Source organism: Variovorax sp. ISS6 (assembly GCF_056523145.1).
Genome location: NZ_JAWRZC010000002.1, coordinates 1,816,086 through 1,838,336, shown reverse-complemented (window position 1 = coordinate 1,838,336; position 22,251 = coordinate 1,816,086). Strand labels below are relative to the sequence as shown.

Genomic DNA, 22,251 nt, shown 5'->3' with positions numbered 1-22,251 from the left:
TCAACAGGCATGGCGCACCAGCCCGTCACCCTCGTCACCGGCGGCACCTTCGGCCTCGGCGAAGCCATTGCGCTCGAGCTGGCCCGGCGCGGCCACCGCGTGCTGGCCTTCGGGCTCGCGCAGCCGCAGGTCTCGAGCACCGCGCAAGGCCTCGAGGGCGTGCGCGCCGCGGCCGAGGCCGCGGGCCTGGCCGAGCGCATCGAGGTGCTCGAGGCCGATGTGTCCAGCGCCGCCGATGTCGAACGCGTGGTCGAACGCGCGCTGTCGCGCTTCGGCCGCATCGACGGCCTGGTCAACAACGCCGCCATCGGCCCGCTCGGCACGGTGCTCGACACGAGCGAGGAGATGTTCGACCGCATCCTGGCCGTCAACGTGAAGGGCGTGTACCTCGCCTCGCGCGCCGTCATCCCCACGATGGCCGCGCAGGGCGGCGGCTCGATCGTCAACATCGGCTCGGGCGCCGGCCACGGCAAGCCCAACATGGCGGCCTACGCGGCCAGCAAGGGCGCGGTGCTCGCGCTCACCACCGCGATGGCCTACGACCACTTCCACCAGCACATCCGCGTGAACCTCGCGATTCCCGGCGGCGGCGGCATCGTCTCGGGCATGAGCGTGGGCCGCGTGGGCGGCGACGCCGCGCTGTTCGCGGGCCGCAAGGTCGCGGGCACGGTGGCGGGCCGCCCGGCCAACGGGCGCGACCTGGCCAACGCCGTGGCCTTCCTGCTGTCCGACGACGCCGCCACCGTCTCGGGCACGGTGGTCGATGTCGGCTGCTTCGCGAACCAGGGCGGACCGATCCCGCCCGCACCGAATTCCTGACCGAACCTCCCACGAAGGACGCATCGATGACCGAGACCCTCACCGAACCGACCGCCGTCGCCAGCCCGCCGCCGAGGCCGCCACGCGACGCGCGCTACTACGAACTCAAGCGCGATATCGAGGAGTTCCTCTACGACGAGGCCGAGATGCTCGATCAGCGGCGCTTTCGCGAATGGCTGGACACGCTGGCCGAGGACCTCGTGTACTTCATGCCGATGATGTTCAACGTCAAGTTCGGCCAGCACGAGACGCGCGAGAAGACCCGCTACGAGAAGGACATGAGCTGGTTCAACGAGGGCAAGTGGACCCTGACCAAGCGCGCCGAACAGATCCTCACCGGCGTGCACTGGGCCGAGGAACCGCTGTCGCGGCTGTGCCGCCTCGTCACCAACGTGCAGCTCACCGCGATCGAAGAAAACGCCGCCGGCCAGCAGGAGGTGTCGGTGCTCAGCGGCTTCCTGATATACCAGAACCGCTGCGAGCACGAGGAGTACTACTTCGCCGGCAAGCGCAGCGACGTGCTGCGGCGCGTGGACGGCCGGTGGCAGCTCGCGCGGCGCGAGATCCGGCTCGGCCAGAACGTGCTGCTGGCCAAGAACCTCACCATGTTCTTCTGAGGCCCGCCCATGCTGAACATCATGCACCTCGAGGCGGGCCGCCGGCTCGAACTGCGCAGCGGCGCCATCGGCGAGATCGTCGAGAACATGGGCGACGGCATCTGGGTGCAGCTGCGCATCCTGAGCGCGCCGCGCGGCGACTTCGCCGCGGGCGACGAAGAGCTGATCCACTGCGAGGACATCAAGGACCTCGCGCCCGACTGACATCGACACACGACGGACAGGACCGGGCCATCGAAGCCCGGCCGTCCGTCGACGCCCCTACCAACCGGAGACAAGCCCCATGAAGATCCTTTCGACGCGCCTGAGCGCGCGTGCGCTCGCAAGCGCCGCCCTCGCCCTTTGCGCCTTCGCCGCCACGGCGCAGCCCTTTCCTTCCAAACCGGTGACGCTGGTCGTTCCCTTCGCGCCCGGCGCCTCGGCCGATGGCATCGCGCGCATCGTCGGGCGCGAGCTCTCGGTGTCGCTCGGCCAGCCCGTGGTGGTCGACAACAAGCCCGGCGGCGGCGGCGCCACCGGCCTGATCGGCGTGGCGAAGGCCGCGCCCGACGGCTACACCATCGGCATGGGCGCCACCGGCGCGATCGTGGTCAATCCGAACCTGCCCGATGCCGCGCCGCTCAAGCCGCAGGAGCAGCTCGCGCCGGTCGCGAAGGTGGCCGACATCCCGCTGGTGCTGGTGGCCGGCGCGAAGACCGGGCTGCGCGACCTGCGCGGCTTCATCGAGAAGGCGCGCGCCACGCCCGAGGGCACGAGCTACGGCACCACCGGCCAGTACACCGCGCAACACCTCGCGGGCGAACTGCTGGCCAGCATGGCGAAGCTCAAGCTGGTCGCCGTGCCTTACCGCGGCAGCGGCCCCGCGGTCACCGACCTGCTCGGCGGCCAGTTGCCGGTGGCGGTGGTCGACCTGACCTCGGCCTATCCGCACATCAAGAGCGGCGCGCTGGTGGCGCTCGGCGTGACCAGCGCCACGCGCAGCGCGGTCGCGCCCGAAATTCCGACCCTCGCCGAGGGCGGCGTGCCCGGCTATTCGGCCACCGCGTGGATGGGCCTGTTCGCGCCCGCCAAGGCACCGCCCGAGGCGATCGAGAAGCTCGCGGGCGCGATCCAGGCCGTGGTCGCCAAGCCCGAGGTGCAGTCGCAGATCGTCGGGCTCGCGGCCGAACCGCGCTACCTCGGGCCGGCCGGTTTCAAGAGCTTCATCCACGCCGAGTCGGACAAATGGGCGGGCGTGATCGCCTCCATTCCCGCGCCGCAGAAGTAGCCCGCCAAGGAGACGCCATGAACCGCCTGAAGAGATTCGCCGGCCTGCTCGGCCTCGCCATGCTGGCCGGCGCCAGCACCGCCGCGCCCTGGGCGCCCACCAGGCCGGTGCGCATCATCGTGCCGATCACCGGCAGCACCAACGACACGGTGGCGCGGCTGGTGCAGCCGAAGCTGCAGGAGGCACTGGGCCAGCCGGTGATCGTCGAGAACCGGCCCGGCGCGGGCGGCAACATCGGCGCCGACTACGTCGCCAAGTCGCCGCCCGACGGCCACACGCTGCTGGTGGGCTACAACGGGCCGATCGCGATCAACGCCACGCTGTTCCGCAAGATGCCCTTCGATCCGCGCAAGGACCTCGCGCCGATCACGCTGGCCGTGACCTCGCCGCAGTACCTCGTGGTCAATGCCGACCTGCCCGCGAAGACGCCGGCCGAGTTCGTCGCGCTGGCGAAGGCGCGCAAGGGCGGGCTGTCGTATGCCTCGGTGGCGGTGGGCAGCGCCTCGCACCTCACGATGGAGATGCTGAAGTCCGCAGCGCAGGTCGACATCACGCACGTGCCGTACAAGGGCGCCGGGCCGGCGCTGGTCGACCTCGTGGCCGGCAACGTGCAGAGCGCCTTCCTGGTGCCGGGCAACGTGCAGCAGTTCGTCAAGGACGGCCGGCTGCGCGTGATCGCGACCACGGGCGAAAAGCGCTTCGCGAACGTGCCCGAGGTGCCGACCATGGTCGAGTCGGGCTATCCCGATTTCGTCGCCACCTCGTGGGTCGGCTTCCTCGCGCCCGGCGGCACGCCGCGGCCCGTGATCGACCGGCTCAATGCCGAGATCGTGAAGATCGTGCGCTCGCCCGAGATCAGCGCGAAACTCCGGGAGCTGGAATTCGACGTGGTGGCCGGCTCGCCCGAGGATTTCTCGCGCTGGATCGACAAGGAAGTGACGCGCTGGGGCGCGGTCATCAAGTCGACCGGCGCCACCGTCGACTGACCAGCGCACCCACGATCCGAACGAAGAACCCAGGAGACACACGAATGACGATGGATGCGGCCTCGGCCCCACCCGCTCCCCCCGCGCCGGCCGGCATGCCGGCCGCCGAATGGACCGCCCGGCTCGACCTGGCCTGCTGCTACCGGCTGTTCGACCACCTCGGCTGGACCGAGCTGATCTTCAACCACATCACGCTGCGCGTGGACGAGGCCGGCGAGGGATCGGAAGCGCGCTACCTCATCAACCCCTTCGGACTGCACTACGCCGAGGTCACGCCACTGAACCTGATCTGCACCGACATCGGCGGCAACTCGCAAAGCGAGAGCGCCTACACGGTCAACAAGGCGGGCTTCGTGATCCACAGCGCCGTGCATGCCGCGCGGCCCGATGCGCACTGCATCATGCACGTGCACACCACCGCGGGCTGCGCCGTCGCGTCGAAGGAAGAGGGCCTGCGGCACGACAACTTCTACAGCGCGATGATGTACGGCGACGTGGCCTACCACGACTACGAGGGCGTGACCACGAACCTCGACGAGCAGCCGCGGCTGGTGCGCTCGCTCGGCCAGGCCAACCACCTGATCCTGCGCAACCACGGGCTGCTGGCCGCGGGGCCCGACATCCCGACCGCCTTCAACCGCCTGTGGACCCTGCAGCGCGCCTGCGAGATCCAGCTCGCCTCCGATGCCGGGCGCGGGCCGAACCGCGCGATTCCCGCCGAGATCCTCGAGACCGTGCCGGCCACGCGCGTCGCGGGGCGCGGCCCCGTCAACCGGCTGGTGTTCGAGGCCATGCTGCGGCGCGCGGGCATCTCGCGCGCGATGTTCGGCTGAGCGGGCGCCGCACGCCATGGCCGCCGGCAGCAAGGGCACCCTTCCCCCGCTGGACCGCGGATCCGCCGAGCCCTTCTACCGCCAGATCTACGAACGCTTTCGCAACGCCATCGCGAACGGCACGCTGAACCCGGGCGACCGCATCCCCTCGGCGCGCGCGCTCACGCAGGAGCTGGGCCTGGCGCGCGGCACCATCGATGCCGCCTACGGCCTGCTCGCGGCCGAGGGCTACATCCAGGCGCGCGGGCAGGCGGGCACGGTGGTGTCGCCGGGCCTGCGGCCGCGCATGCCCCTGGCGCGCGAACGGCCCGCGCCCGCGGCCAGGCCCTACGCGCCGAGCTTCCGGCCCGATTCGATCCTGCCGTTCCAGATGGGCCTGCCCGCGCTCGACGTCTTCCCGCGCAAGATCTGGGCACGACTCGGCGCACGCGCCGCGCGCGCGATGCAGCCCATCGACATGACGCATCCGGCGGTGCCGGGCCTGCCCGCGCTGCGCGCCGGGATCGCCGCCTACCTGCATGTGTCGCGCGGCATCGACTGCGCACCCGCGCAGGTCTTCCTCACCTCGGGCTACCGCCACACGCTCGAGCTGGTCGCGCAGGCGCTGCTCGAACCGGCCGACCGCGTGTGGTTCGAGAACCCCGGCTATCCGCCCACGCGCGAACTGCTGGCGGCGATGCGGCTCGCGGGCGTGGCGGTGCCGGTGGACGCCGAGGGCCTGGTGGTGGACGAAGGCCTGCGGCTCGCCCCGAAGGCGCGCGCCGCGGTGGTCACGCCCGCGCACCAGAGCCCGCTGTGCGTCTCGCTGTCGCTGCCGCGCCGGCTCGCGCTGCTCGACTGGGCCCGGCGCAACCGGTCGTGGATCGTCGAGGACGACTACGACGGCGAGTACCGCTATGCCGGCCGTCCGCTGCCCGCGCTCAAGAGCCTGGACCGCGACGGCCGCGTGATCTATGCCGGCACCTTCAGCAAGGTGCTGTTCCCGAGCCTGCGGCTGGCCTACCTCGTCGTGCCCGAGGCGCAGGTCGGGCGCTTCGAGCGGGCCTTGTCGATGTTCGCGGGCGGCAGCCCGCAGCTCACGCAGGCGATCGTCGCCGACTTCATCGCCGAGGGCCACTTCGCGCGCCACATCCAGCGCATGCGCAGGCTCTATGCCGAGCGCCGCGATGCCACGCGCGCCGGCCTCGAGCGCGTGCTCGGCGCCAGGGTGCGCATCGACGAACAGCCCGGCGGCATGCACCTGATCCTGCGGCTGCAGGGCCGGCGCTCCGACCGCAGGCTGGTCGCGCGCATGCGCGAGGAAGGCCTGTTCGCGGAGGCCCTGACCGACTGGGCCGTCGACCGGGACATCGCGCCGGCGCTGATGGTGGGGTTCACGAACGTCGATTCGCAGGCCACGGCCGAGGCGCTGGCGCAGCGGATCCTGAAGCTGCTGTGAGCGAGCGGGAAGGCCGGATCATGGCCTAGTGCACAAGGCCGATCTTGGCTCTTTCGAACTATGCCAAGCACGGGCACCATGAAGTCCTTCATCGCCACATCGCATCCAGAGGATTCCGTCATGACCCATCGCATCGACTACGCCAAGGTTTCGCCCGAAGGCTACAAGGCCTTCGGCGGGGTGTACGCCGCGCTCCAGAAGAGCGGCCTGCCCAAGGAACTGGTCGACCTCGTCTACCTGCGCGTTTCGCAGATCAACGGCTGCGCCTACTGCATCGACATGCATTCGCGCGACCTGCTCAAGGGCGGCCTCGCCGTCGACAAGCTGGTGCTGGTGCCGGTGTGGCACGAGGCCGGCGCCGTGTTCAGCGCGCGCGAACGCGCCGCGCTGGCCTGGTCGGAATCGGTGACCCGCGTGGCCGACACCGGCGTGCCCGATGCCGACTACCAGGCCGCCAGAACCGAATTCAGCGAGAAGGAACTGGTCGACCTGACCTATGCCATCGGCCTGATGAATGCTTTCAACCGCCTTGGCGTGACCTTCCGCGCCACGCCGGCCGCGGCCGTGGCCGCCGCCAAGGCCTGAAGCGGCGGCCGCTCCCACGCGCAGGAGGCATTCAGTTACAGGCCTCATCGGCGCCGTCCGACGCACCGCCCCGAGCCCCCGCCACGATCATTCCCGCCATATTCCCGGAGGTTCCCAAATGGCTGTGGCGCAAAAGAACTGGATGACGGACGGCGGCGGCCCCAAGGAGGCATCGCTCGCCACATGGACCGTGCTCGTGTCGCTGGTGGTGGTGGTCGTGACGATGGGCTGCCTCTACCTCGCGGTCCAACGAGAGCGGGCGGCCGTGGCGCAGGCACCCGTGTCGGCCGTGTCGGTGCAGACGCAACCCGAAGAGATCTCCCTGGCGAGCATGCCGGTCGGGCTGGCGAAGTAAGGCCAGCCGGGCCAAGACCGCTCAGGCCAGCGGCCGCAGCGCCACCCCCATGTCGCGCCAATCCTCCGGATGGCAGGTGAACAGCAGCACCTGGTGCCGCTGCGCCGCATCGAACAGCACCCGCTTCATCTGCGCCAGGCGCGGCGCATCGCTGTGCACCAGCGCGTCGTCGAGGATCAGCAGGGTCGGACGACCCGCCTCCTGCAACAGGTCGGCATAGGCGAAGCGGCTGATGAGCCGCAATTGCTCGCGCGCGCCGAAGCTCAACTCCTGCAACTGACCGCTCTCCACCGCGCCGCCCAGGCGCGCGCGCGTGAGCGTGGCGGGCGCGAGTCCCGCATCCATCTCGACCGTGGCGCCGGGCATCAGCAACGGCAGGTAGTGCTGCATGCGCGCCTGCAGCGGTGCCTGCAGCCGGGTCAGCGTGGCCTGCCGCTTCTGCTCCAGCTTGCGGCACAGCAGCGACAGCGCCTCGGCACGGCGCTGCAGGTCGGCCTGCCGGCGCTGCGCCTGCGCGAGCTGGCCGGCCAGCGCCTCACGCTGTTCCTCGAGGCCCTGGGCACCGGACTGCTGCAAGGCGCTCTCGAGCACCAGCAGCTGTTCGCGCCGTTGCTGGTGGCCGCGCATCAGTTGCTCGATGCTGCGCCGCAGCCGCTCGATGTCCTGCAGCACGATGTCGGGTCGCGCGGCCTGCAATTCGGTCTCGGTGAGATCGATGCGCGCGGCCAGGGCATCGGCCTCGGCGCTCGCGGCCAGCAGTTGCTGGTTCGCCTGCGCCTGGCGCTGCTGGCGGCCCGAGTCGGCCAGCGTGGCCTGGGCCGCGGCCAGTTCGCGCCGAGCCGCCTCGCTCGCACCCTGCGCGGCCGACTGGCGGCGCTGCGCCTCGCCCAGGATCTTGCGCAGCGCCTGCTCGGCCGCCACGGCGGCTTCTTGCGCGGCCTCGGCCTCTTCCATCGAGGGCAACTCGCCCGCGGGCGGTGCGGGCAGCCGTTCGAGCGCGGCCTGCGCGCCCGCATGGCGGGCCTGCGCCTGGGCATGCTCGCCGCGCAGCGCGTCGATGCCGCGCGGCGCGACGATCGCCAGCGCCTGCTGCGCGAGCCGGGTCTGGGCCTCGAGGTCGGCCGCGGCGCGCTGCCGCGCCTGGGCCTGCGCGACCTCGTCCACGCCGAGCGAGCGCAGCGCCGCCTGCAGCGCCTCGCGCGCATCGGCATGCTGGCGCGCCAGGCCCGCGAGATCGTTGCCGCCGGGCGTGATGATCAGTTGGCCGCCGCCGGGCAGGTGCAGCGTGGCGGGCGCATCGACGAGCCGTTCGCCCTCGGCGCGCAACTCGTGGCTTTCGCCGCGTGCCTGCAGGCGCAGCGCCTGGCCTTCGGGCAGCACGAACTGCAATCGCGTGGCGACAGCCTGGCGGCGCAGGTCGGCATCGCGCTCGGCGCGCTCGAGCTTGAGCAGCCGATCGAGTTCGGCCGGCTGGATCGCCGGTGTGGAGGCGGCCGTGGCGCGCAGGGCCGCGAGCCGCTCCTGCGCTTCCTCGGCACGCGCGAGGTTCTCGGCATGGCGCACGACCTCGGCCTGGGCCTGCTGCAGTTGCTGCTGCAGGCCGCGCCGCTGCGCTTCCTGGCTCGCCGCGCGCCAGGCCTCGCGTGCGGCATCGACGCGCCGTTGCGCCGCATCGGCCTGCGTGCGCGCCTGGGCCACGGCCTCGTCGCTCTCGCGCAACTGGCGCTCGGCCTCGTCGGCGGCCCGCTCGCGCGCCTGCGCCGTCGCCTGCTGCTGCGCCAGGCCCTCGAGCGCCTTGGCGAGCAGGTCGCGCGTTTCCTGCAACTGCCGCAGCCGCGCGCGGTCGCCAAGCAATTGCGCCTGGCCGGCCTGCAGCGCCTCGTTGCGCGTCTGCGCGGCCTGCAGTTCCTCGCGCAGCGCATCCCAGGGCCGGGCCGTCTCGTCGGCCTGGTGCTGCTGGCGCATCAGCGCGAGCTGGTCGACCTGCTCGCGGTAGGTGGTGATCTGCGCATCGAGCGCGGCCCGCTGCGCCTGCAGCGCGGCGGCCTGCTCGATGACCTCGGCATAGGCGGCGCGCGGCTTGCCGGTCGAGGTCAGCAGCTCGTCGCGCTGCGCGCGCAGGCTGTCGAGCAGCGCATCGCCGCCGCTCGCGGCCAGCGGCGCCGCGGCATCGCCGGCCGGGTCGCGCAGCGCATCGTGCAGGTGGTCGCGCGCATGGCTCACGTCGAGCTCCTGGCCGCGTCCCTGCTCCACCCACAGCAGACCCGGAATGCCCCAGTTCTCGGGCCGGCTCGCGCCCTTGGCCGCGAACGAGAAACCGAACAGCTGTGCCAGGTGGTCCTCGGCCTCGGTGCCCTCGAGGCTGCGCGCGCCGGCATCGAGCACGCAGCGCTTCTTCGCGAGGAAGCTCTTCATGAGCCGGTGCGGCTGGCCGTCGAGCAGGAAGTCGAGTTCGACCTGCGGCGCGGCGCCCGTGCCCTCGCCCCAGGGGCGCAGGTCCTCGACCTGGGTGGAACGGTGGCGTTCGAAGAAGGCCGCGCGAATGGCGCGCACCAGCGTGCTCTTGCCGGCCTCGTTGGCGGCCGCGACGATGTTGAGCCCGGGCTCGAAGCCATCGAGCTCGAAGGGCGCGCGAAAGCGCCGCAGCTGTTCGACACGCAAGCGGGTGATCTGCAGCTTCATGGCCGGGCCCCCTCCGCCGCGCCGCGCGCGAGTTCGGCCGCGAGCAGCGCGAGTGCGTCCTGCGCGATGCGCGCCTGCGCCGGGTCGGCGCCGGCCTGGGCCTCGCGCAGTTCCTGCATCACCTCGCCGAGGTAGCCATCGGCGCGCAGGCCGGCGATGTCCTCGTCGGTGGGCTCGAGCCGCAGCGCCGACAGGTCTGCCTGCAGATGGCGTGCACGCGCCTCCGCGCGGCCGATCGTGGCCTGCAGCCGCTGCAGCCCCACGAGGTCGATGCGGCCCTGCACGCGCAGGTCGACCACGTCGTGCGCATCGAGCCCCTCGAGCTGCGCTTCGAGCGCATCGACGTCGGTCGCGACCTGCAGCACGCCGGCGATGGCCTGCCAGCGGAAGCGGCCGACCTGGAGCTGCGTGACGCGCGGCTCGGCACCGGGCGCGTCGATCTCGACCAGCAGCGCCTGGCCCGAGCCGTTGTCCTTGAAACGGTCGGGCTCGGGCGTTCCCGCGTACCAGGTGCGCGCGTCGATGCGCTTGCAGCCGTGCCAGTCGCCGAGCGCGAGGTAGTCGAGCCGTGCGCTCGCCGCGCGCTCGGGCGCGATCGGGTTGGCCGAGTCGATGTCCTCCGACAGCAAGCCCTGCACGCTGCCATGCGCGAGGCCGATGCGCAGCAAGCCCGCGGGCGTGTCGGCCTCGTCGAACCAGGCCGTGAGGTCGTTGTAGGTGTGACGCTGCGCGAGCGGCGCGGGCAGCACCGCGAAGCCCTGGGCCTCGAACAGGCGCGGCTCGGGCGCGAGCAGCAGATGCACGTGGGACGGCACCGCGCCCAGGCGCTGCGCGCGGGTCCACACGCTCTCGGCCAGCGCGGCGTCGTGGTTGCCGGGAATCAGCAGCCAGGGGCCGGAATAGGCGGCCAGTGCATTGAACAGCCGGCGCAGCGTGCGCTCGGAGACGGTCTGGGCATCGAACACGTCGCCCGCGACCAGCACCGCGTCGACCCGGTGCTCGAGCGCGAGCGCGGCGAGGCGCTCGACCACGGCGATGCGCGCCTCGGCCAGGATCGGCGCGTGCTCGGGGTCGAAGCTCGCGAACTGGCGGCCGATCTGCCAGTCGGCCGTATGAAGAAAACGTGTCATGAAAGGATGGGAGGGTGCGGCGCTCTCGCGCCGTGGCGTTGCATTGTCGGTGCTTCGCTCACGCGTCGAAGCCCTCGGCCAGCGTCTCGCGCAGCCAGGCCACGAACACGGCCACCGCGCGCGGCACATGGGTGGCATAGGGACGGATCGCATAGAGCTTCTCGCCGAAGGCACCGACCGAGCGCCATTGCGGCAGCACCTCCTGCAGCTTGCCCGACTGCAGCGCCGACTGCGCGCTGAAGTCGGGCACCAGCGCGATGCCCAGGCCGCTCACGGCCGCGTCGCGCAGCGCCTCGCTGTTGTTGGCCACCAGCGGCCCCGACACCGGCACCGTGATGCGCTGCACCGCCGCCTTCGAGGCCGCGGCCCGAGCCTCGAAATGCCAGGTCGGCGTTTCCTGCGCGCGCGGGTAATGCAGGCAGTCGTGCTCGGCCAGCGCCTGCGGCTCGCGCGGCGTGCCGCGGCGGCGCAGGTAGGCGCGGCTCGCGACCAGCACCGAGCGGGTGTCGCACAGCGTCCAGGCGACGTGGGTGTCGGGCGGCGCGGCCGTGTGGCGGATCGCGAGGTCGAAGCCCTCCATCGCGAGCGAGCTCAGGCGGTCCGACATGTCGAGCTCGATGCGCACCTCGGGCTGCGCGCGCAGGAAGGCCGCGAGCCGCGGCACCAGTTGCTGGCGCGCCAGCGCCACCGGCGCGGTGACGCGCACCAGTCCGCGCGGCACGCCGGCCAGGTCGCGCACGCCCTCGAAGCTGTGGGCAATCTGCTCGAAGGGCCCGCGCATGTCCTCCACCAGCCGCTGGCCGGCCTCGGTGAGCCGCACGCTGCGCGTGGTGCGCTGCACCAGCGAGGCGCCGGCCGCGCGCTCGAGCTCGGCGATGCGCTGGCTCATGGCCGCCTTGCTCACGTTGAGCCGCAGCGCCGCCGCCGTGAAGCTGCCCTGCTGCGCCAGCACCGTGAGCCAGTGCAGGTGGGTCCAGAGCGACTCGATATTTTGGGTCTTCATGGATCCATTGTTCACTATCGCAAACAATAAGTTCAAGCTTCGCGTCTAGGCGGCGGCGGCCTCGCTGCCTAAACTGCCCTCGATCCCCCGCATTCCCGCCTCCTTTCACACGAGAGACACGCACCATGCCCATCCAGTCCATCGATCACTACATCGCCGGCAAGGCCGTCGCCAACACCTCGGGCCGCACGCAGGACGTGACCAACCCGGCCACCGGTGCCGTCACCGGCCGCGCCGGCCTGGCCGATGCCAGCCAGGTCGCCGCCGCCGTGGCCGCCGCGCAGGCCGCCTTCCCGGCCTGGGCCGACACCCCGCCGCTGCGCCGCGCGCGCGTGATGTTCAAGTTCCTCGAGCTGCTCAACCAGCACAAGGACGAGTTGGCCCACCTGATCACCGCCGAGCACGGCAAGGTGTTCACCGACGCGCAGGGCGAAGTCAGCCGCGGCATCGACATCGTCGAGTTCGCCTGCGGCATTCCGCAGCTGCTCAAGGGCGACTTCACCGACCAGGTCTCGACCGGCATCGACAACTGGACCCTGCGCCAGCCGCTGGGCGTGGTCGCGGGCATCACGCCCTTCAACTTCCCGGTGATGGTGCCGATGTGGATGTTCCCGGTGGCGATCGCCGCGGGCAACACCTTCATCCTCAAGCCCAGCCCGACCGACCCGAGCCCCGCGCTGCGCATCGCCGAGCTGCTCAAGCAGGCCGGCCTGCCCGACGGCGTGTTCAACGTGGTGCAGGGCGACAAGGCCGCGGTCGATGCACTGCTCGAGCATCCCGACGTCAAGGCCGTCAGCTTCGTGGGCTCGACCCCGATCGCCAACTACATCTACGAGACCGGCGCGCGCCACGGCAAGCGCGTGCAGGCCCTGGGCGGCGCCAAGAACCACATGGTGGTCATGCCCGACGCCGACATCGACCAGGCGGTCGACGCGCTGATCGGCGCGGGCTACGGCTCGGCCGGCGAACGCTGCATGGCGATCAGCGTGGCGGTGCTGGTGGGCGACGCGGCCGAGAAGATCATGCCGAAGCTGATCGAGCGCACCAAGACCCTGAAGGTGCTTGACGGCGAGAACCTCGAGGCCGAGATGGGCCCGATCGTCACGCGTGCCGCGCACGAGCGCATCACCGGCTACATCGCCCAGGGCGAGAAGGAAGGTGCGACGCTGCTGGTCGATGGCCGCCAGTTCGACGGCGCCAAGGCCGGCAAGGGCTGCGACGACGGCTTCTGGATGGGCGGCACCCTGTTCGACAACGTCACGCCCGAGATGCGCATCTACAAGGAAGAGATCTTCGGCCCGGTGCTGTCGTGCGTGCGCGTCGCCAACTTCAAGGACGCCGTCGACCTCGTCAACGCCCACGAATTCGGCAACGGCGTGAGCTGCTTCACCCGCGACGGCAACGTGGCACGCGAATTCGGCCGCCGCATCCAGGTCGGCATGGTCGGCATCAACGTGCCGATCCCGGTGCCGATGGCCTGGCACGGCTTCGGCGGCTGGAAGCGCTCGCTGTTCGGCGACATGCACGCCTATGGCGAGGAAGGCGTGCGCTTCTACACCAAGCAGAAGTCGATCATGCAGCGCTGGCCCGAGAGCACGCCGAAGGGGGCGGAGTTCGTGATGCCTACGGCAAAGTAAGCGACTCGACGTTTCGTTCGCTGATTGAACGCCCCCTCGAGGGGCAATGCAGCCGCCGCCGGGGAACCCGTTGGCGGCTGCGTGCATTGGGGGTCATGGCACGGGCCGACGACGGAATGGGGACTGCTTCATACGTCGGGGTCGATGCGGTAGTCCCGTTGCTGCTCGAACTCGCGGTACTTCTGCGACACCTGCTCATCGGTGTATTCGCCCTCGACGGTGTCCTCGATGCCTCGGCCGCTCAGACCCGGCAGCCCACCGATCGCGCCGCCCCACAGGTGCCGCTCCTGCGGCACGCCCACGAACGCCAGCAGATACGCATCGAGGATCCCCTTGCCCGGCGACGCGATCTCCGCGCTCAGTGCCGCAAGGTAGTCGGCCTTCCGTGTCCGGTGCCACTCGATGCAGAAACCGGCGCGATGGCACAGCTCGCTATGGATCACGAGCATCGTCCGCCCGTTGCCGTCCAGAAACGGATGCCCATAGGCGAACAGCCCCATGACCTCTCCGGGCCGCTGCCGCAATTGCCGCGGGTTGGCGGCCATGCGCAGTCCGGCCTCCACCGCGCGACGCGCATCGCGCGGATGACTGAACCACGTGCCGGCCTTGGAGACGGCCGAATCGGGCGCCGTGGCCGCCCGGTCCTGTCCCGCCCAGGGGTAGAAGGCCGAGAACAGGATCCTGTGAACTTCCAGGAACTCCGCGTAGGCCACGGTCCGCCGCGTCGCGAGGAACGCCAACGCTTCATCGAGCCCCGCTCGAAACAGCTGGTGCTCGAGTTCCTGGACGATCTGCGGGTCTTTCTCCGTGTAGAGATTGCGGAGATAGCCCCGCTCGTCGAAGTCCTTAAACGGATCGAACACGCTGCTTCTGTTCGCGCAGGTAATTGATCAGCAAGGTGGCCATGTCCTGGGTGGAGAGCTTGCCCGCCCGCTTCAATGCAATGAGCAGGTCCTGCACATCGCCGGAGCGGACCTCGTCGCCCGCCAGCCGCGTGACCGTGTCCGCCCATTGATCGGCGGGTGTACGGGTGTAGCGCACACCGAGCTCGTGCGCGAGATTCCGGACGAAGGCCTCGACACCGCTGACAGGCAGCACCAGACCGCGGGGGAGCGTGCGCCCCTTGTGCGCGCGCGAAGGCGTGTGCGTGCGATCCTGGAGTTTCATGGGTGTGTCGATGGCCCCCGCATTTTATCACCCCGCCCGAAAATTATTCAAAAACCTCAATTACATCAACAACTTACATGCTGCCAACGAACCGACGGCCAGCCGACTCAGCTCGCCCGCATCCGGCAAGCCGCCCGCACGATCCGCGCCGTCGGATTCGGCGTCATGTCGAGAAAACGCATCGGCTTGGGCGAGGCCCTGTAGTCGGCCACATGGTGCGGCTCGCCGCGCCACAGCGGCTCGGCATAGAAGCGCGCCTGCACATAGGTCGCGCTTTTCGCCTGGCAGTCGAAGACCACGCGCGATTCGTACGAGCGATAGGGGATGCGGTCCCAGTTGAAGCGCGGGCCCGAGCGGTTCACGCGCACGTTCATCTCGATCAGCGGCTTCTCGGGCGCGGCTTCGCCTTCCGCGGGCGGCGGTGCCGCGATGCGGTTCGGATCGACCTGCACCGTGTCGGCCGCCTTGTCGAGCGGATCGCCGACCACGGTGAACCATGCGGGCTGCGCCCATGCCAGGCTGCCCGCCACTGAAAGACCCGCCGCCAGCCACCAATGCCTCACGCGTTTGCTCCTCGTTGTCGCGACCGGGCCCCGCCGGGTCGGCAGGGAAAATAACCGAAGAATCCGGTTCGCTGACACAGGAATTTACAGTTTGGGGTCTGCCGGATTTGTCGGACGCCGACGTGGAGGACCTGCGGAAAGCATGCCGTTGGCCCGCCCGACGCCGGACAAAGCTTGCGCGCCGGCCGCATGCCGAGGCGTTTTCCGACATGACGTCAACGCATGACCCACCGAATCTGCAAAGGATCGCACTCATGACCAGAAAGCTCATCAGCTCCGGCTCCACCTTCGAACAGCAGATCGGCTACTCGCGCGCCGTCGTCGCGGGCGACTGGGTGTTCGTCTCGGGGACCACGGGCTTCGACTACTCCAACATGACCATCTCGGACGACGTGGTCGAGCAGACCGAGCAATGCCTGAAGAACATCGAGGCGGCGCTGCAGGAAGCCGGCGCCAGCCTGCGCGACGTGGTGCGCGTGACCTATGTGCTGCCGAACGGCGCCGAGTTCGAGGCCTGCTGGCCGGTGCTGCGCAAGTACTTCGGCGAGGTGCGCCCCGCGGCGATGATGATCTCGGCGGGACTGGCCGATCCGCGCATGAAGATCGAGATCGAGGTGACGGCGCTGCGCGGTTGAGTGGATGGGAAGAGAGGCAACGCGCAGCCTCGACTCACCGCGCGGGACGGCAGCGAGCCGCGCTCGCCGCTACCTGCTCACAGACCATCGCTCACATAGAACGGCCGCGAGGCATAGAAGCGCTGTTTCGCGATGTCGGCGGTCAGCATCTCGACGTCCTTCTGGGCAATGCCGTACTGTCCCTTGAAGACCTGGGCCGCGATCCCCTTGGCGATCTGCCGGAACGACTGCGTGCCGACGTCGCGGCCATTGACCGCCAGGATGTACAGGGCCTCGGCGATATAGCCCATGGCCTCGTTCTCGTACCCCGAATGCTTGCCCAGCGTCAGCATGTCGAGGTGCGCATGCGTCGCCTCGTGGATCACCAGCGCGCGGTCGCGCTCGTCGAGCAGGTTCAGTGTTTCCGCCACGTCCATGACACCGAATCTGGCGTCGTACTCCGCGGCATTGCCCTTCCCGACGTTCGTGCCGATCCGGATCTTTCCGGTTTCGACGGCGCGCGCGACGTCACGGTAGGCGCTCGGCCAGACCCTCAGGTTGTTGATCGCGAAGTTGTGCTTCGCGATCGCCCTGTCGTATTTCAGGATCTGGATGACATGACTCTTCACGGTGGCGTTCACTGACGGCTCCTCGACGGTTGTCCCAAAGAAGCCTGGATTCTGCGAAGACCACGGGCCTTGCGACCATATGCTGTTGGAGGTGGCAGCACCCCGTCGGGGCCGCGCTTACGGCCGATCACATTTGGGAGTGCCCCGGCCGCTCGGGGCCGAGGCGTGTCCGTCAGAGCACTCCAGGCGCCCGCCGGACGATGTCCCGTACCCGGAGGCGCCGCGGCTTCACGAAACGCAGCGTCATGCGGTCCGATTCACCGATGGCGAGGTACTTCGCGCGGTCCACGTCGCCCCCGCGCAGCGTCGGCGGCAATGCCCAGACGCCGTTCCTGGTCGCGCGTGTCGCGCGGATTGGCATTGATCTCGCTCTCGCCGTCGAACACGAAGCCGGCCGCGCGGGCGCGCGCGATCACGAAGTCCTGCGCCACGTAGCCGCTGTCGATGGTCCGCGCGAGCGAGGTGCCGGGCAGCGCGCGATGCTCCTCCACCCCGAGCACGCCACCGGGCTTGAGCACGTCGTAAAAGGCGCGCAAGGTCTCGTCGAAATGGCCGTCGGCGATCCAGTTGTGGATGTTGCGGAAGGTCAGCACCGCGTCGGCGCCACCCGGCGGATGGATGTCGGTGAAGCGGCCGGTGGGCAAAGTGCCGAGCACCACGCGGCCGTAGTGGGCTGGATCGTCCGCGAGTTTCTTCGCGAAGGCCGCGCGGGCGCGTTGCTGCTCGGGCGTGCCGTCGGCCGGCGCATGGGCCGCGTAGAGGCGGCCTCGGGCTTTCAGAAAGGGCGCGAGGATCTCCGTGTACCAGCCGCCGCCCGGTGCGATCTCGACCACCGACCACTCGGGCCGCAGGTCGAAGAAGGACAGCGTCTCGAGCGGATGCCGCGCGCCGTCGCGCGCGCGGTTGGCCGCGCTGCGCTGCGGGCCGTCGATCGCCGACTGCAGCGCGGCGAGCGCGGGATCGGTCGCGCCCATGGCAACGGGCGCGACGGCGGCCGAGGCCAGGCCCAGCAGCAGCGCGCGGCGCCGGTCCGAGTGACGGCCGGGCATGGCGACAAGGGATGCGATGGACATGGGACGCTGCTCTTTCTCGAAATGGACGCTCTCAGGCCAGGGCGGCATCCGCGCGTGCCGCGAGCGATCGCGCGGCCGCGCCGGCCACGCGCGGCAGCACATGATCGGCGAAGCGGCGCATTTCCGCTTCGAAGGGCTGGAACTGCAGCATGAACAGCTCGATGCCGGCCGCGTGGAAGGCCTCGATGCGGCGCGCCACGCTGTCGTAGCTGCCCACGAGCTCAGCCGCGGTGCCGCCGTTCGAGCCCACGCGCGGCGACTTCCGCGCGGTCTGGAACATCACGGCCTTGGGATCGATGTTGGGTTTGTTGGCCGCGCGCAGCGGCGCGTCGAGCGCCGCGAGCGCGAGCAGCCGCGCATGCTCGGCGCGCGCCTCCTCGTCGGTCTCGCGCGCGACCACGAAGGCCGAGAGCCCGAACTGCAGCGGCGCCCAGCCGGCCGGGCGCTCGCGGCGCCGCAAGTCGGCGATCAGCGCCTGCACGTCGGCCAGCGGCTGGCCGTTGATGAACCAGGTGTCGCCGCGACCGGCCACCAGCGCGCGCGCCGGCTCCGATTCGCCGCCCACGTAGATGCGCGGCCGCGCACGGTGCAGGCCCGCCGGGCTCAGCCGGTAGTCGTCGAGCTTGAAGTGCTCGCCCGCGAAGCGCGTGCGCTCGCCGCGCAGCAGCGACTCCACCACCTCGATCCATTCGCGGCCATAGGCATAGCGCGCATCGTGCTCGGCGAAGGGAATGCCGGCGCGCTCGAGCTCGGGCCGGTTCCAGGCATTGACGAGGTTGATCGCGAAGCGCCCGCCGCTGATCTCCTCGATGCCCAGCGCCATCTTCGCGAGCACCGCCGGGTGATAGAGGTAGGGCTTGATGGCCGCGATGATCTCGATGCGCGAAGTGAGCGCGGCCAGCGCCGCGGCCGCCGTCCAGGCCTCGAGCTGGGCGCTCTCGCCATCGTGCGGATTGACCGTGTGCTGCGCCACCAGCACCGAGTCGAAACCGAGCCGCTCGGCCTCGAGCACCAGCGCGCGGTTGCGCCGCCAGGAGGCGTCATAGGGTTCGTCGGGATCCTGCAGCGCGGCGCGGCTGCCATGCACCAGCGCCCAGATGCCGAAGCGCGGGCCGGGCCCGCTGGAAAAAGTAGAGGTCATGGCGATGAGGAAAGGTTACGCCGCGGCATCGCGCAGCAGTGGCAGCAGCTGCTCGCCCTGCCGGCGGATCTCGTGGAGGTAGGGCGTGTCGGACAGCACGAAATGCGTGATGCCCAGCGCCTGGTACTTGCGCAGCGAGCGCGCGACGTCCTGCGCCGAGCCCACCAGCCAGGTGGTGGCGGCACCGCCGCCGCCGTACTTGCCGGGCGTGGTGTAGAGGTTGTCGTCGAGCACCTCGCCGCGCTCGTGCAGCTGCAGCAGCCGGCGCTGGCCCACGGCCTGCGCGCGGTCGGGCTCGCCGGGCGCCGCGCCGCGCGCCATCTGCGCCACCTTCGCCTCGGCATCGGCCCAGGCTTCCTCGGTGGTGTCGCGCACCAGCGTCGTGACCCGCAGGCCGAAGCGCAGCGGCGGCAGATCGCGGTCGAGGCCGCGGCTCAGCGCCTTCAGCCGTTCGATGCGTTCCTCGATGCCGTCGCGCGGCTCGCCCCAGAACAGCTGCACGTCGGCCTCGGTCGCCGACACCCGCTCGGCCGCCTCGGAGGCGCCACCGAAATAGATCGTCGGATGGCGCCGCGTGCCGCGCACCTCGATGCGCGGCTGCACGGTGGCGTTCTCCACGCCGAAGTGCTCGCCACGGTACGTCACGCCCTCCTCGGTCCAGAGCCGGCGCACCAGGTGGATGAACTCGCGCGTGCGCGCATAGCGCTGCGCGGGGTCACCCTCGCTGTCGCCATAGGCCGCGAGCTGGTCCTTGCCCGAGACGATGTTGATGCGCACGCGGCCGCCGCTCAGGTGGTCGAGCGTGGCCGCGGCCGATGCGAACTGCGCGGGCCGCCAGTAGCCCGGGCGGATCGCGATCAACGGCTCGAAACTGGTGGTGCACGCGGCCAGCGCGGTCGCCACCGTGAAGGTGTCGGGCCGGCCCCAGCCGGCGCCGATCAGCGCGCCCTTCCAGCCATGCGCCTCGAGCGCCAGCGCATGCCGGGTCAGCGTATCGAGGCTGTTGTGGCCCTCGACGGCGGCATCGCCGCGATGGCCGGCCACGACCTGGTTGGGGACGTACCAGAGGAATTCGGTGGGTTCGCTCATCGCCGTGCCTCCACCACCGGGACGCAAGCGCGCGATGCGGATATGCACATGTGCTTTTCTTCGTTCGCCCGCGAGCGGCTTCGCTCCATCGTTGGGTTCTTCATTTCACCGACTTCCAAAGGATTCCTCGCATGAGCCGCGACCGACTCTTCCTGCTCGAGGCAGGCTTCACCGACGACAGGTACCCGGGCGATGCCTTCGTCTGCCCCGACGGCCTGCCGATCGAGGGGCTGCTGGCCTCGGCGCCCGAACAGGCCGCGCGCCTCGAGGTGCACCGGCTGCCGTTCCCGCGCCCGCGCGCGGCCGTGGTGGCGCTGCTCGACGAGGCACACCAGAGCCTGCCGGTGCTGGTGTTCGGCGACGAGCCGCCGGCACCGGCCGACGCGCAGTCGCTCGGCGCCTTGCGCTTCGTGACCGACACGCGCCGCATCCTCGCGCTGCTGGCCGAGCGCCACGGCTTTCCGAAGGTACATTGACCCCCGAGCCGGGCGCGGCTGGCTTCAGGCCACGGCGTGCAGCTGCGGTCGCGGCGCGGCGGCGCGCTCGGCCTGCGGCTGCAGCTGCCGCAGCACCGGCAGCGCACGCGAGACCGCCAGCGCGATGCGCGCGCGCAGCAGCTCGCTGCGCACCTGGTAGTTCTCGAAATCGCGGTCGGTGGCGTAGACACCGATCGGCAGCGTGTGCGACTGGAAGAAGCTGAACAGCGGCCGCAGCTGGTGGTCGATCACCAGCGCATGGCGCTCGCTGCCGCCGGTCGCGGCCAGCAGCACCGGCTTGTCGATCAGCGCATCGTGGTGCACGAAGTCGAGGAAGTGCTTGAACAGGCCGCTGTAGGCGCCGCGGAACACGGGGCTGGCGGCGATCACCAGGTCGGCCGACTCGAGGGCCACGAGGGCTTCCTCGACCGCGGCCGGCAATTGCGGGCGGTAGAGCACGGCGCCGAACTGCGGCACCAGGTTGCCGATCTCGATCACGCGGCTCTCGACCGGGATCGCCTGGGCGATGCCTTCGATCAGCTCCTCGACCAGCACCAGGGTGCGCGAGGGGCGTTGCAGGCCGCCGGACAGGGCGACGATCTTGAGGGGGGTTTGGGGCATGGGATGGATGGCGCGGCCGGCGGGCTGCGCGTGTGCAGACTAGGGCTGCGGCCATTCTGCGCGCCGTGCGCGGCGCGTGAACCTCGACTTTCGCATGTGCTTCTGCGAACTTCGTCTATGCGCCGCACGGGGTGCGCCGCGCGCATGGCAGGCATGCGCGGCGGCCATGGGAGAAGCCGCATATGGGCCGCATATGGATGTGCGCAATCGTTCGTTCCGCGCGGCCGATGCGCGTCCCAGAATCGCGCCGGCCCTCTCCCTCCCCCTCTTCTCTCTTCCCCCGCATGACGCTCCCCACCTCCGCCATCGATCATCCCTGGGGCGCACCGCCCAGCGCGCGCTACGACGAACTCGCGCGGCCGTTCCGCGCCGTGTTCGCGCGCATCCGCGAGGGCGCGGTGGCGCGCGACCTCGCGCACCAGCTGCCGCACGAGGAGATCGGCTGGCTGCGCGAGGCCGGCTTCACGCGGCTGCGCCTGCCGGTCGAACGCGGCGGCGCCGACGCCAGCCTGGTCGAGCTGTTCGCGCTGCTGACCGAGCTCGGCGCGGCCGACACCAACGTGGTCAATGCCCTGCGCGCGCACTTCGGCTTCACCGAGGACGTGCTGCTCGCGCCCGAGTCGCCGTGGCGCACACACTGGCTCGAGCGGCTCGCCACGGGCGAGCTCGTGGGCTCGGGCTTCTCGGAGACCGGCGGCGCCAAGGTCGGCGCCTTCTCGACCCGGCTGCGCGCCACGCCGCGCGGGCTGCGGCTCGACGGGCGCAAGTTCTACACCACCGGTTCGCTGTTCGCCGACTGGATCAACGCCGTGGCCGACGACGACGAAAGCCAGCCCACGATGATCTCGGTGCCGCGCCAGGCTGCGGGCGTGCAGGTGCTCGACGACTGGGACGGCTTCGGCCAGGCGCTCACCGCGAGCGGCACCGCCACCTTCGAGGACGTGGCCATCGATCCACTGTGGGTCAACCCGAGCAAGCAGCGCTTTCCCTACGCCTCGCCCTACTTCCAGACCGTGCACCTGGCCTCGCTGGCCGGCATCGCGCGCGCCTCGAGCGACGACCTCGCGCAGCGCGTGCGCGAACGCGACCGCAGCTACAGCCACGGCAATGCCGCGCGCGTGTCCGACGATCCGCAGATCCTGCAGGTAGTGGGCCGCGGCCGCAGCGCGGCCTATGGCGCGAGCGCGATCGTGCTGCAGGCGGCCGGCGCGCTGCAGCGCGCGCACGATGCGCACCTCGACGGCGCGCTGTCCGACGAGGCACGCGCCGCCGCCGCGGCCGCCGCGCATGTGGAGGTCGACCAGGCAGTCTCGGTCGTCACGCGGCTGGTGCTCGACGCGAGCACCGAGCTGTTCGACGCGCTCGGCGCCTCGGCCACGCTGCGCACCCACGGGCTGGACCGCTACTGGCGCAACGCGCGCACCATCTCCTCGCACAACCCGCGCGTCTACCGCGAACGCCAGGTCGGCGCCTTCGCGGTCAACGGCACGCCGCCGCCGACCTTCTACCGCGTCGGCAGGAGCTGA

At 70.7% G+C, this 22,251-nt stretch carries 24 protein-coding genes; 13 read left to right on the top strand and 11 right to left on the bottom strand.

The annotated features are described in order from the left end of the window. Positions 1-9: 9 nt before the first annotated feature. From AC1HIL_RS40300 to AC1HIL_RS40260, 9 genes are all read left to right on the top strand, one after another. Positions 10-819, top strand: coding sequence for an SDR family NAD(P)-dependent oxidoreductase (locus tag AC1HIL_RS40300; protein WP_413765525.1), 810 nt, complete (start codon positions 10-12; stop codon positions 817-819). A 26-nt stretch (positions 820-845) separates the two neighbouring features. After that, positions 846-1,436 carry a 3-phenylpropionate/cinnamic acid dioxygenase subunit beta gene (locus tag AC1HIL_RS40295; RefSeq protein ID WP_057592676.1) on the top strand — a complete coding sequence of 197 codons (591 nt, stop codon included), beginning with the start codon at positions 846-848 and terminating at the stop codon, positions 1,434-1,436. Positions 1,437-1,445: 9 nt separating this feature from the next. Continuing rightward, positions 1,446-1,640 (top strand): hypothetical protein, encoded by a 195-nt coding sequence (locus AC1HIL_RS40290; protein ID WP_093352531.1) that lies wholly within the window; start codon positions 1,446-1,448, stop codon positions 1,638-1,640. Positions 1,641-1,719: 79 nt separating this feature from the next. Continuing rightward, entirely contained in the window at positions 1,720-2,703 is a 984-nt protein-coding gene (locus AC1HIL_RS40285; protein WP_479669365.1) for a Bug family tripartite tricarboxylate transporter substrate binding protein, read from the top strand. Between the two features lie 17 nt (positions 2,704-2,720). Further along, a complete protein-coding gene (locus tag AC1HIL_RS40280; protein ID WP_479669366.1) occupies positions 2,721-3,689 on the top strand; it encodes a Bug family tripartite tricarboxylate transporter substrate binding protein in 969 nt (322 codons plus the stop codon). Positions 3,690-3,733: 44 nt separating this feature from the next. Further along, complete coding sequence (locus tag AC1HIL_RS40275; protein WP_064266408.1) at positions 3,734-4,522, top strand: class II aldolase/adducin family protein; 789 nt, start codon at positions 3,734-3,736, stop codon at positions 4,520-4,522. A 16-nt stretch (positions 4,523-4,538) separates the two neighbouring features. Beyond that, entirely contained in the window at positions 4,539-5,960 is a 1,422-nt protein-coding gene (gene pdxR / locus AC1HIL_RS40270) for a MocR-like pyridoxine biosynthesis transcription factor PdxR (protein WP_479669367.1), read from the top strand. A gap of 120 nt (positions 5,961-6,080) precedes the next feature. Beyond that, the gene (locus tag AC1HIL_RS40265) at positions 6,081-6,545 is read left to right on the top strand and encodes a carboxymuconolactone decarboxylase family protein (RefSeq protein ID WP_057592721.1); all 465 of its coding nucleotides are present in this window, start codon (positions 6,081-6,083) and stop codon (positions 6,543-6,545) included. A 118-nt stretch (positions 6,546-6,663) separates the two neighbouring features. Next, a complete protein-coding gene (locus AC1HIL_RS40260) occupies positions 6,664-6,900 on the top strand; it encodes a hypothetical protein (RefSeq protein WP_057592671.1) in 237 nt (78 codons plus the stop codon). 21 nt (positions 6,901-6,921) lie between these two features. Here the strand turns inward: AC1HIL_RS40260 and AC1HIL_RS40255 are convergent, their stop codons facing one another. The 3 genes from AC1HIL_RS40255 to AC1HIL_RS40245 are packed head-to-tail and all read right to left on the bottom strand — an operon-like array spanning position 6,922 to position 11,715. Continuing rightward, on the bottom strand, positions 6,922-9,582 hold the full coding sequence (locus AC1HIL_RS40255) for an AAA family ATPase (protein ID WP_479669368.1): 2,661 nt from the start codon (positions 9,580-9,582) through the stop codon (positions 6,922-6,924). Continuing rightward, positions 9,579-10,712, bottom strand: coding sequence for a metallophosphoesterase family protein (locus AC1HIL_RS40250; protein WP_479669369.1), 1,134 nt, complete (start codon positions 10,710-10,712; stop codon positions 9,579-9,581). Before AC1HIL_RS40250 ends, AC1HIL_RS40255 begins: the two co-directional genes overlap by 4 nt. A gap of 58 nt (positions 10,713-10,770) precedes the next feature. Continuing rightward, positions 10,771-11,715, bottom strand: a complete 945-nt coding sequence (locus AC1HIL_RS40245; RefSeq protein ID WP_057592669.1) for a LysR family transcriptional regulator — start codon at positions 11,713-11,715, stop codon at positions 10,771-10,773. Positions 11,716-11,840: 125 nt separating this feature from the next. Between AC1HIL_RS40245 and AC1HIL_RS40240 the strand changes: the two genes are divergently transcribed. After that, complete coding sequence (locus AC1HIL_RS40240; RefSeq protein ID WP_479669371.1) at positions 11,841-13,352, top strand: CoA-acylating methylmalonate-semialdehyde dehydrogenase; 1,512 nt, start codon at positions 11,841-11,843, stop codon at positions 13,350-13,352. A gap of 128 nt (positions 13,353-13,480) precedes the next feature. Here AC1HIL_RS40240 and AC1HIL_RS40235 read toward each other — a convergent pair whose 3' ends face one another. The 3 genes from AC1HIL_RS40235 to AC1HIL_RS40225 all read right to left on the bottom strand — a co-directional run bounded on the left by AC1HIL_RS40235 (position 13,481) and on the right by AC1HIL_RS40225 (position 15,082). Continuing rightward, on the bottom strand, positions 13,481-14,215 hold the full coding sequence (locus tag AC1HIL_RS40235; RefSeq protein ID WP_413765532.1) for a Fic/DOC family protein: 735 nt from the start codon (positions 14,213-14,215) through the stop codon (positions 13,481-13,483). Then, positions 14,199-14,519 carry a hypothetical protein gene (locus tag AC1HIL_RS40230; RefSeq protein WP_479669372.1) on the bottom strand — a complete coding sequence of 107 codons (321 nt, stop codon included), beginning with the start codon at positions 14,517-14,519 and terminating at the stop codon, positions 14,199-14,201. Before AC1HIL_RS40230 ends, AC1HIL_RS40235 begins: the two co-directional genes overlap by 17 nt. Before the next feature lie 107 nt (positions 14,520-14,626). After that, positions 14,627-15,082 (bottom strand): surface-adhesin E family protein, encoded by a 456-nt coding sequence (locus tag AC1HIL_RS40225; protein ID WP_479669373.1) that lies wholly within the window; start codon positions 15,080-15,082, stop codon positions 14,627-14,629. Between the two features lie 254 nt (positions 15,083-15,336). Here AC1HIL_RS40225 and AC1HIL_RS40220 point away from each other — a divergent pair, with 254 nt between their 5' ends. Continuing rightward, a complete protein-coding gene (locus AC1HIL_RS40220; protein WP_422098923.1) occupies positions 15,337-15,717 on the top strand; it encodes a RidA family protein in 381 nt (126 codons plus the stop codon). A gap of 77 nt (positions 15,718-15,794) precedes the next feature. Here AC1HIL_RS40220 and AC1HIL_RS40215 read toward each other — a convergent pair whose 3' ends face one another. The 4 genes from AC1HIL_RS40215 to AC1HIL_RS40200 all read right to left on the bottom strand — a co-directional run bounded on the left by AC1HIL_RS40215 (position 15,795) and on the right by AC1HIL_RS40200 (position 19,628). Then, positions 15,795-16,337, bottom strand: coding sequence for a hypothetical protein (locus tag AC1HIL_RS40215; RefSeq protein WP_057591196.1), 543 nt, complete (start codon positions 16,335-16,337; stop codon positions 15,795-15,797). Positions 16,338-16,582: 245 nt separating this feature from the next. Next, on the bottom strand, positions 16,583-17,398 hold the full coding sequence (locus tag AC1HIL_RS40210; RefSeq protein WP_479669374.1) for a class I SAM-dependent methyltransferase: 816 nt from the start codon (positions 17,396-17,398) through the stop codon (positions 16,583-16,585). Between the two features lie 31 nt (positions 17,399-17,429). Continuing rightward, positions 17,430-18,539 carry an LLM class flavin-dependent oxidoreductase gene (locus tag AC1HIL_RS40205; protein WP_479669375.1) on the bottom strand — a complete coding sequence of 370 codons (1,110 nt, stop codon included), beginning with the start codon at positions 18,537-18,539 and terminating at the stop codon, positions 17,430-17,432. A 15-nt stretch (positions 18,540-18,554) separates the two neighbouring features. Continuing rightward, complete coding sequence (locus AC1HIL_RS40200; RefSeq protein WP_479669376.1) at positions 18,555-19,628, bottom strand: LLM class flavin-dependent oxidoreductase; 1,074 nt, start codon at positions 19,626-19,628, stop codon at positions 18,555-18,557. A gap of 131 nt (positions 19,629-19,759) precedes the next feature. Between AC1HIL_RS40200 and AC1HIL_RS40195 the strand changes: the two genes are divergently transcribed. Then, positions 19,760-20,104: a DUF3088 domain-containing protein gene (locus AC1HIL_RS40195; RefSeq protein ID WP_479669377.1), complete on the top strand. Its 345-nt coding sequence runs from the start codon at positions 19,760-19,762 to the stop codon at positions 20,102-20,104. Between the two features lie 24 nt (positions 20,105-20,128). Here AC1HIL_RS40195 and msuE read toward each other — a convergent pair whose 3' ends face one another. Continuing rightward, positions 20,129-20,725, bottom strand: a complete 597-nt coding sequence (gene msuE / locus AC1HIL_RS40190) for an FMN reductase (protein ID WP_093352586.1) — start codon at positions 20,723-20,725, stop codon at positions 20,129-20,131. 284 nt (positions 20,726-21,009) lie between these two features. Here msuE and AC1HIL_RS40185 point away from each other — a divergent pair, with 284 nt between their 5' ends. Beyond that, positions 21,010-22,251 carry an acyl-CoA dehydrogenase family protein gene (locus AC1HIL_RS40185; RefSeq protein WP_479669378.1) on the top strand — a complete coding sequence of 414 codons (1,242 nt, stop codon included), beginning with the start codon at positions 21,010-21,012 and terminating at the stop codon, positions 22,249-22,251.

Excerpts from the sequence above, each read along its gene's own strand:
- AC1HIL_RS40205 (WP_479669375.1), bottom strand. The coding sequence starts at position 18,539 with ATGACCTCTACTTTTTCCAGCGGGCCCGGCCCGCGCTTCGGCATCTGG.
- AC1HIL_RS40210 (WP_479669374.1), bottom strand. The coding sequence starts at position 17,398 with ATGTCCATCGCATCCCTTGTCGCCATGCCCGGCCGTCACTCGGACCGG.
- AC1HIL_RS40245 (WP_057592669.1), bottom strand. The coding sequence starts at position 11,715 with ATGAAGACCCAAAATATCGAGTCGCTCTGGACCCACCTGCACTGGCTC.
- AC1HIL_RS40285 (WP_479669365.1), top strand. The coding sequence starts at position 1,720 with ATGAAGATCCTTTCGACGCGCCTGAGCGCGCGTGCGCTCGCAAGCGCC.
- AC1HIL_RS40250 (WP_479669369.1), bottom strand. The coding sequence starts at position 10,712 with ATGACACGTTTTCTTCATACGGCCGACTGGCAGATCGGCCGCCAGTTC.
- AC1HIL_RS40255 (WP_479669368.1), bottom strand. The coding sequence starts at position 9,582 with ATGAAGCTGCAGATCACCCGCTTGCGTGTCGAACAGCTGCGGCGCTTT.
- AC1HIL_RS40295 (WP_057592676.1), top strand. The coding sequence starts at position 846 with ATGACCGAGACCCTCACCGAACCGACCGCCGTCGCCAGCCCGCCGCCG.
- AC1HIL_RS40260 (WP_057592671.1), top strand. The coding sequence starts at position 6,664 with ATGGCTGTGGCGCAAAAGAACTGGATGACGGACGGCGGCGGCCCCAAG.
- AC1HIL_RS40185 (WP_479669378.1), top strand. The coding sequence starts at position 21,010 with ATGACGCTCCCCACCTCCGCCATCGATCATCCCTGGGGCGCACCGCCC.
- AC1HIL_RS40240 (WP_479669371.1), top strand. The coding sequence starts at position 11,841 with ATGCCCATCCAGTCCATCGATCACTACATCGCCGGCAAGGCCGTCGCC.
- msuE (WP_093352586.1), bottom strand. The coding sequence starts at position 20,725 with ATGCCCCAAACCCCCCTCAAGATCGTCGCCCTGTCCGGCGGCCTGCAA.
- AC1HIL_RS40265 (WP_057592721.1), top strand. The coding sequence starts at position 6,081 with ATGACCCATCGCATCGACTACGCCAAGGTTTCGCCCGAAGGCTACAAG.
- AC1HIL_RS40300 (WP_413765525.1), top strand. The coding sequence starts at position 10 with ATGGCGCACCAGCCCGTCACCCTCGTCACCGGCGGCACCTTCGGCCTC.
- AC1HIL_RS40280 (WP_479669366.1), top strand. The coding sequence starts at position 2,721 with ATGAACCGCCTGAAGAGATTCGCCGGCCTGCTCGGCCTCGCCATGCTG.
- AC1HIL_RS40220 (WP_422098923.1), top strand. The coding sequence starts at position 15,337 with ATGACCAGAAAGCTCATCAGCTCCGGCTCCACCTTCGAACAGCAGATC.
- AC1HIL_RS40230 (WP_479669372.1), bottom strand. The coding sequence starts at position 14,519 with ATGAAACTCCAGGATCGCACGCACACGCCTTCGCGCGCGCACAAGGGG.
- AC1HIL_RS40275 (WP_064266408.1), top strand. The coding sequence starts at position 3,734 with ATGACGATGGATGCGGCCTCGGCCCCACCCGCTCCCCCCGCGCCGGCC.
- AC1HIL_RS40290 (WP_093352531.1), top strand. The coding sequence starts at position 1,446 with ATGCTGAACATCATGCACCTCGAGGCGGGCCGCCGGCTCGAACTGCGC.
- AC1HIL_RS40200 (WP_479669376.1), bottom strand. The coding sequence starts at position 19,628 with ATGAGCGAACCCACCGAATTCCTCTGGTACGTCCCCAACCAGGTCGTG.
- AC1HIL_RS40195 (WP_479669377.1), top strand. The coding sequence starts at position 19,760 with ATGAGCCGCGACCGACTCTTCCTGCTCGAGGCAGGCTTCACCGACGAC.
- pdxR (WP_479669367.1), top strand. The coding sequence starts at position 4,539 with ATGGCCGCCGGCAGCAAGGGCACCCTTCCCCCGCTGGACCGCGGATCC.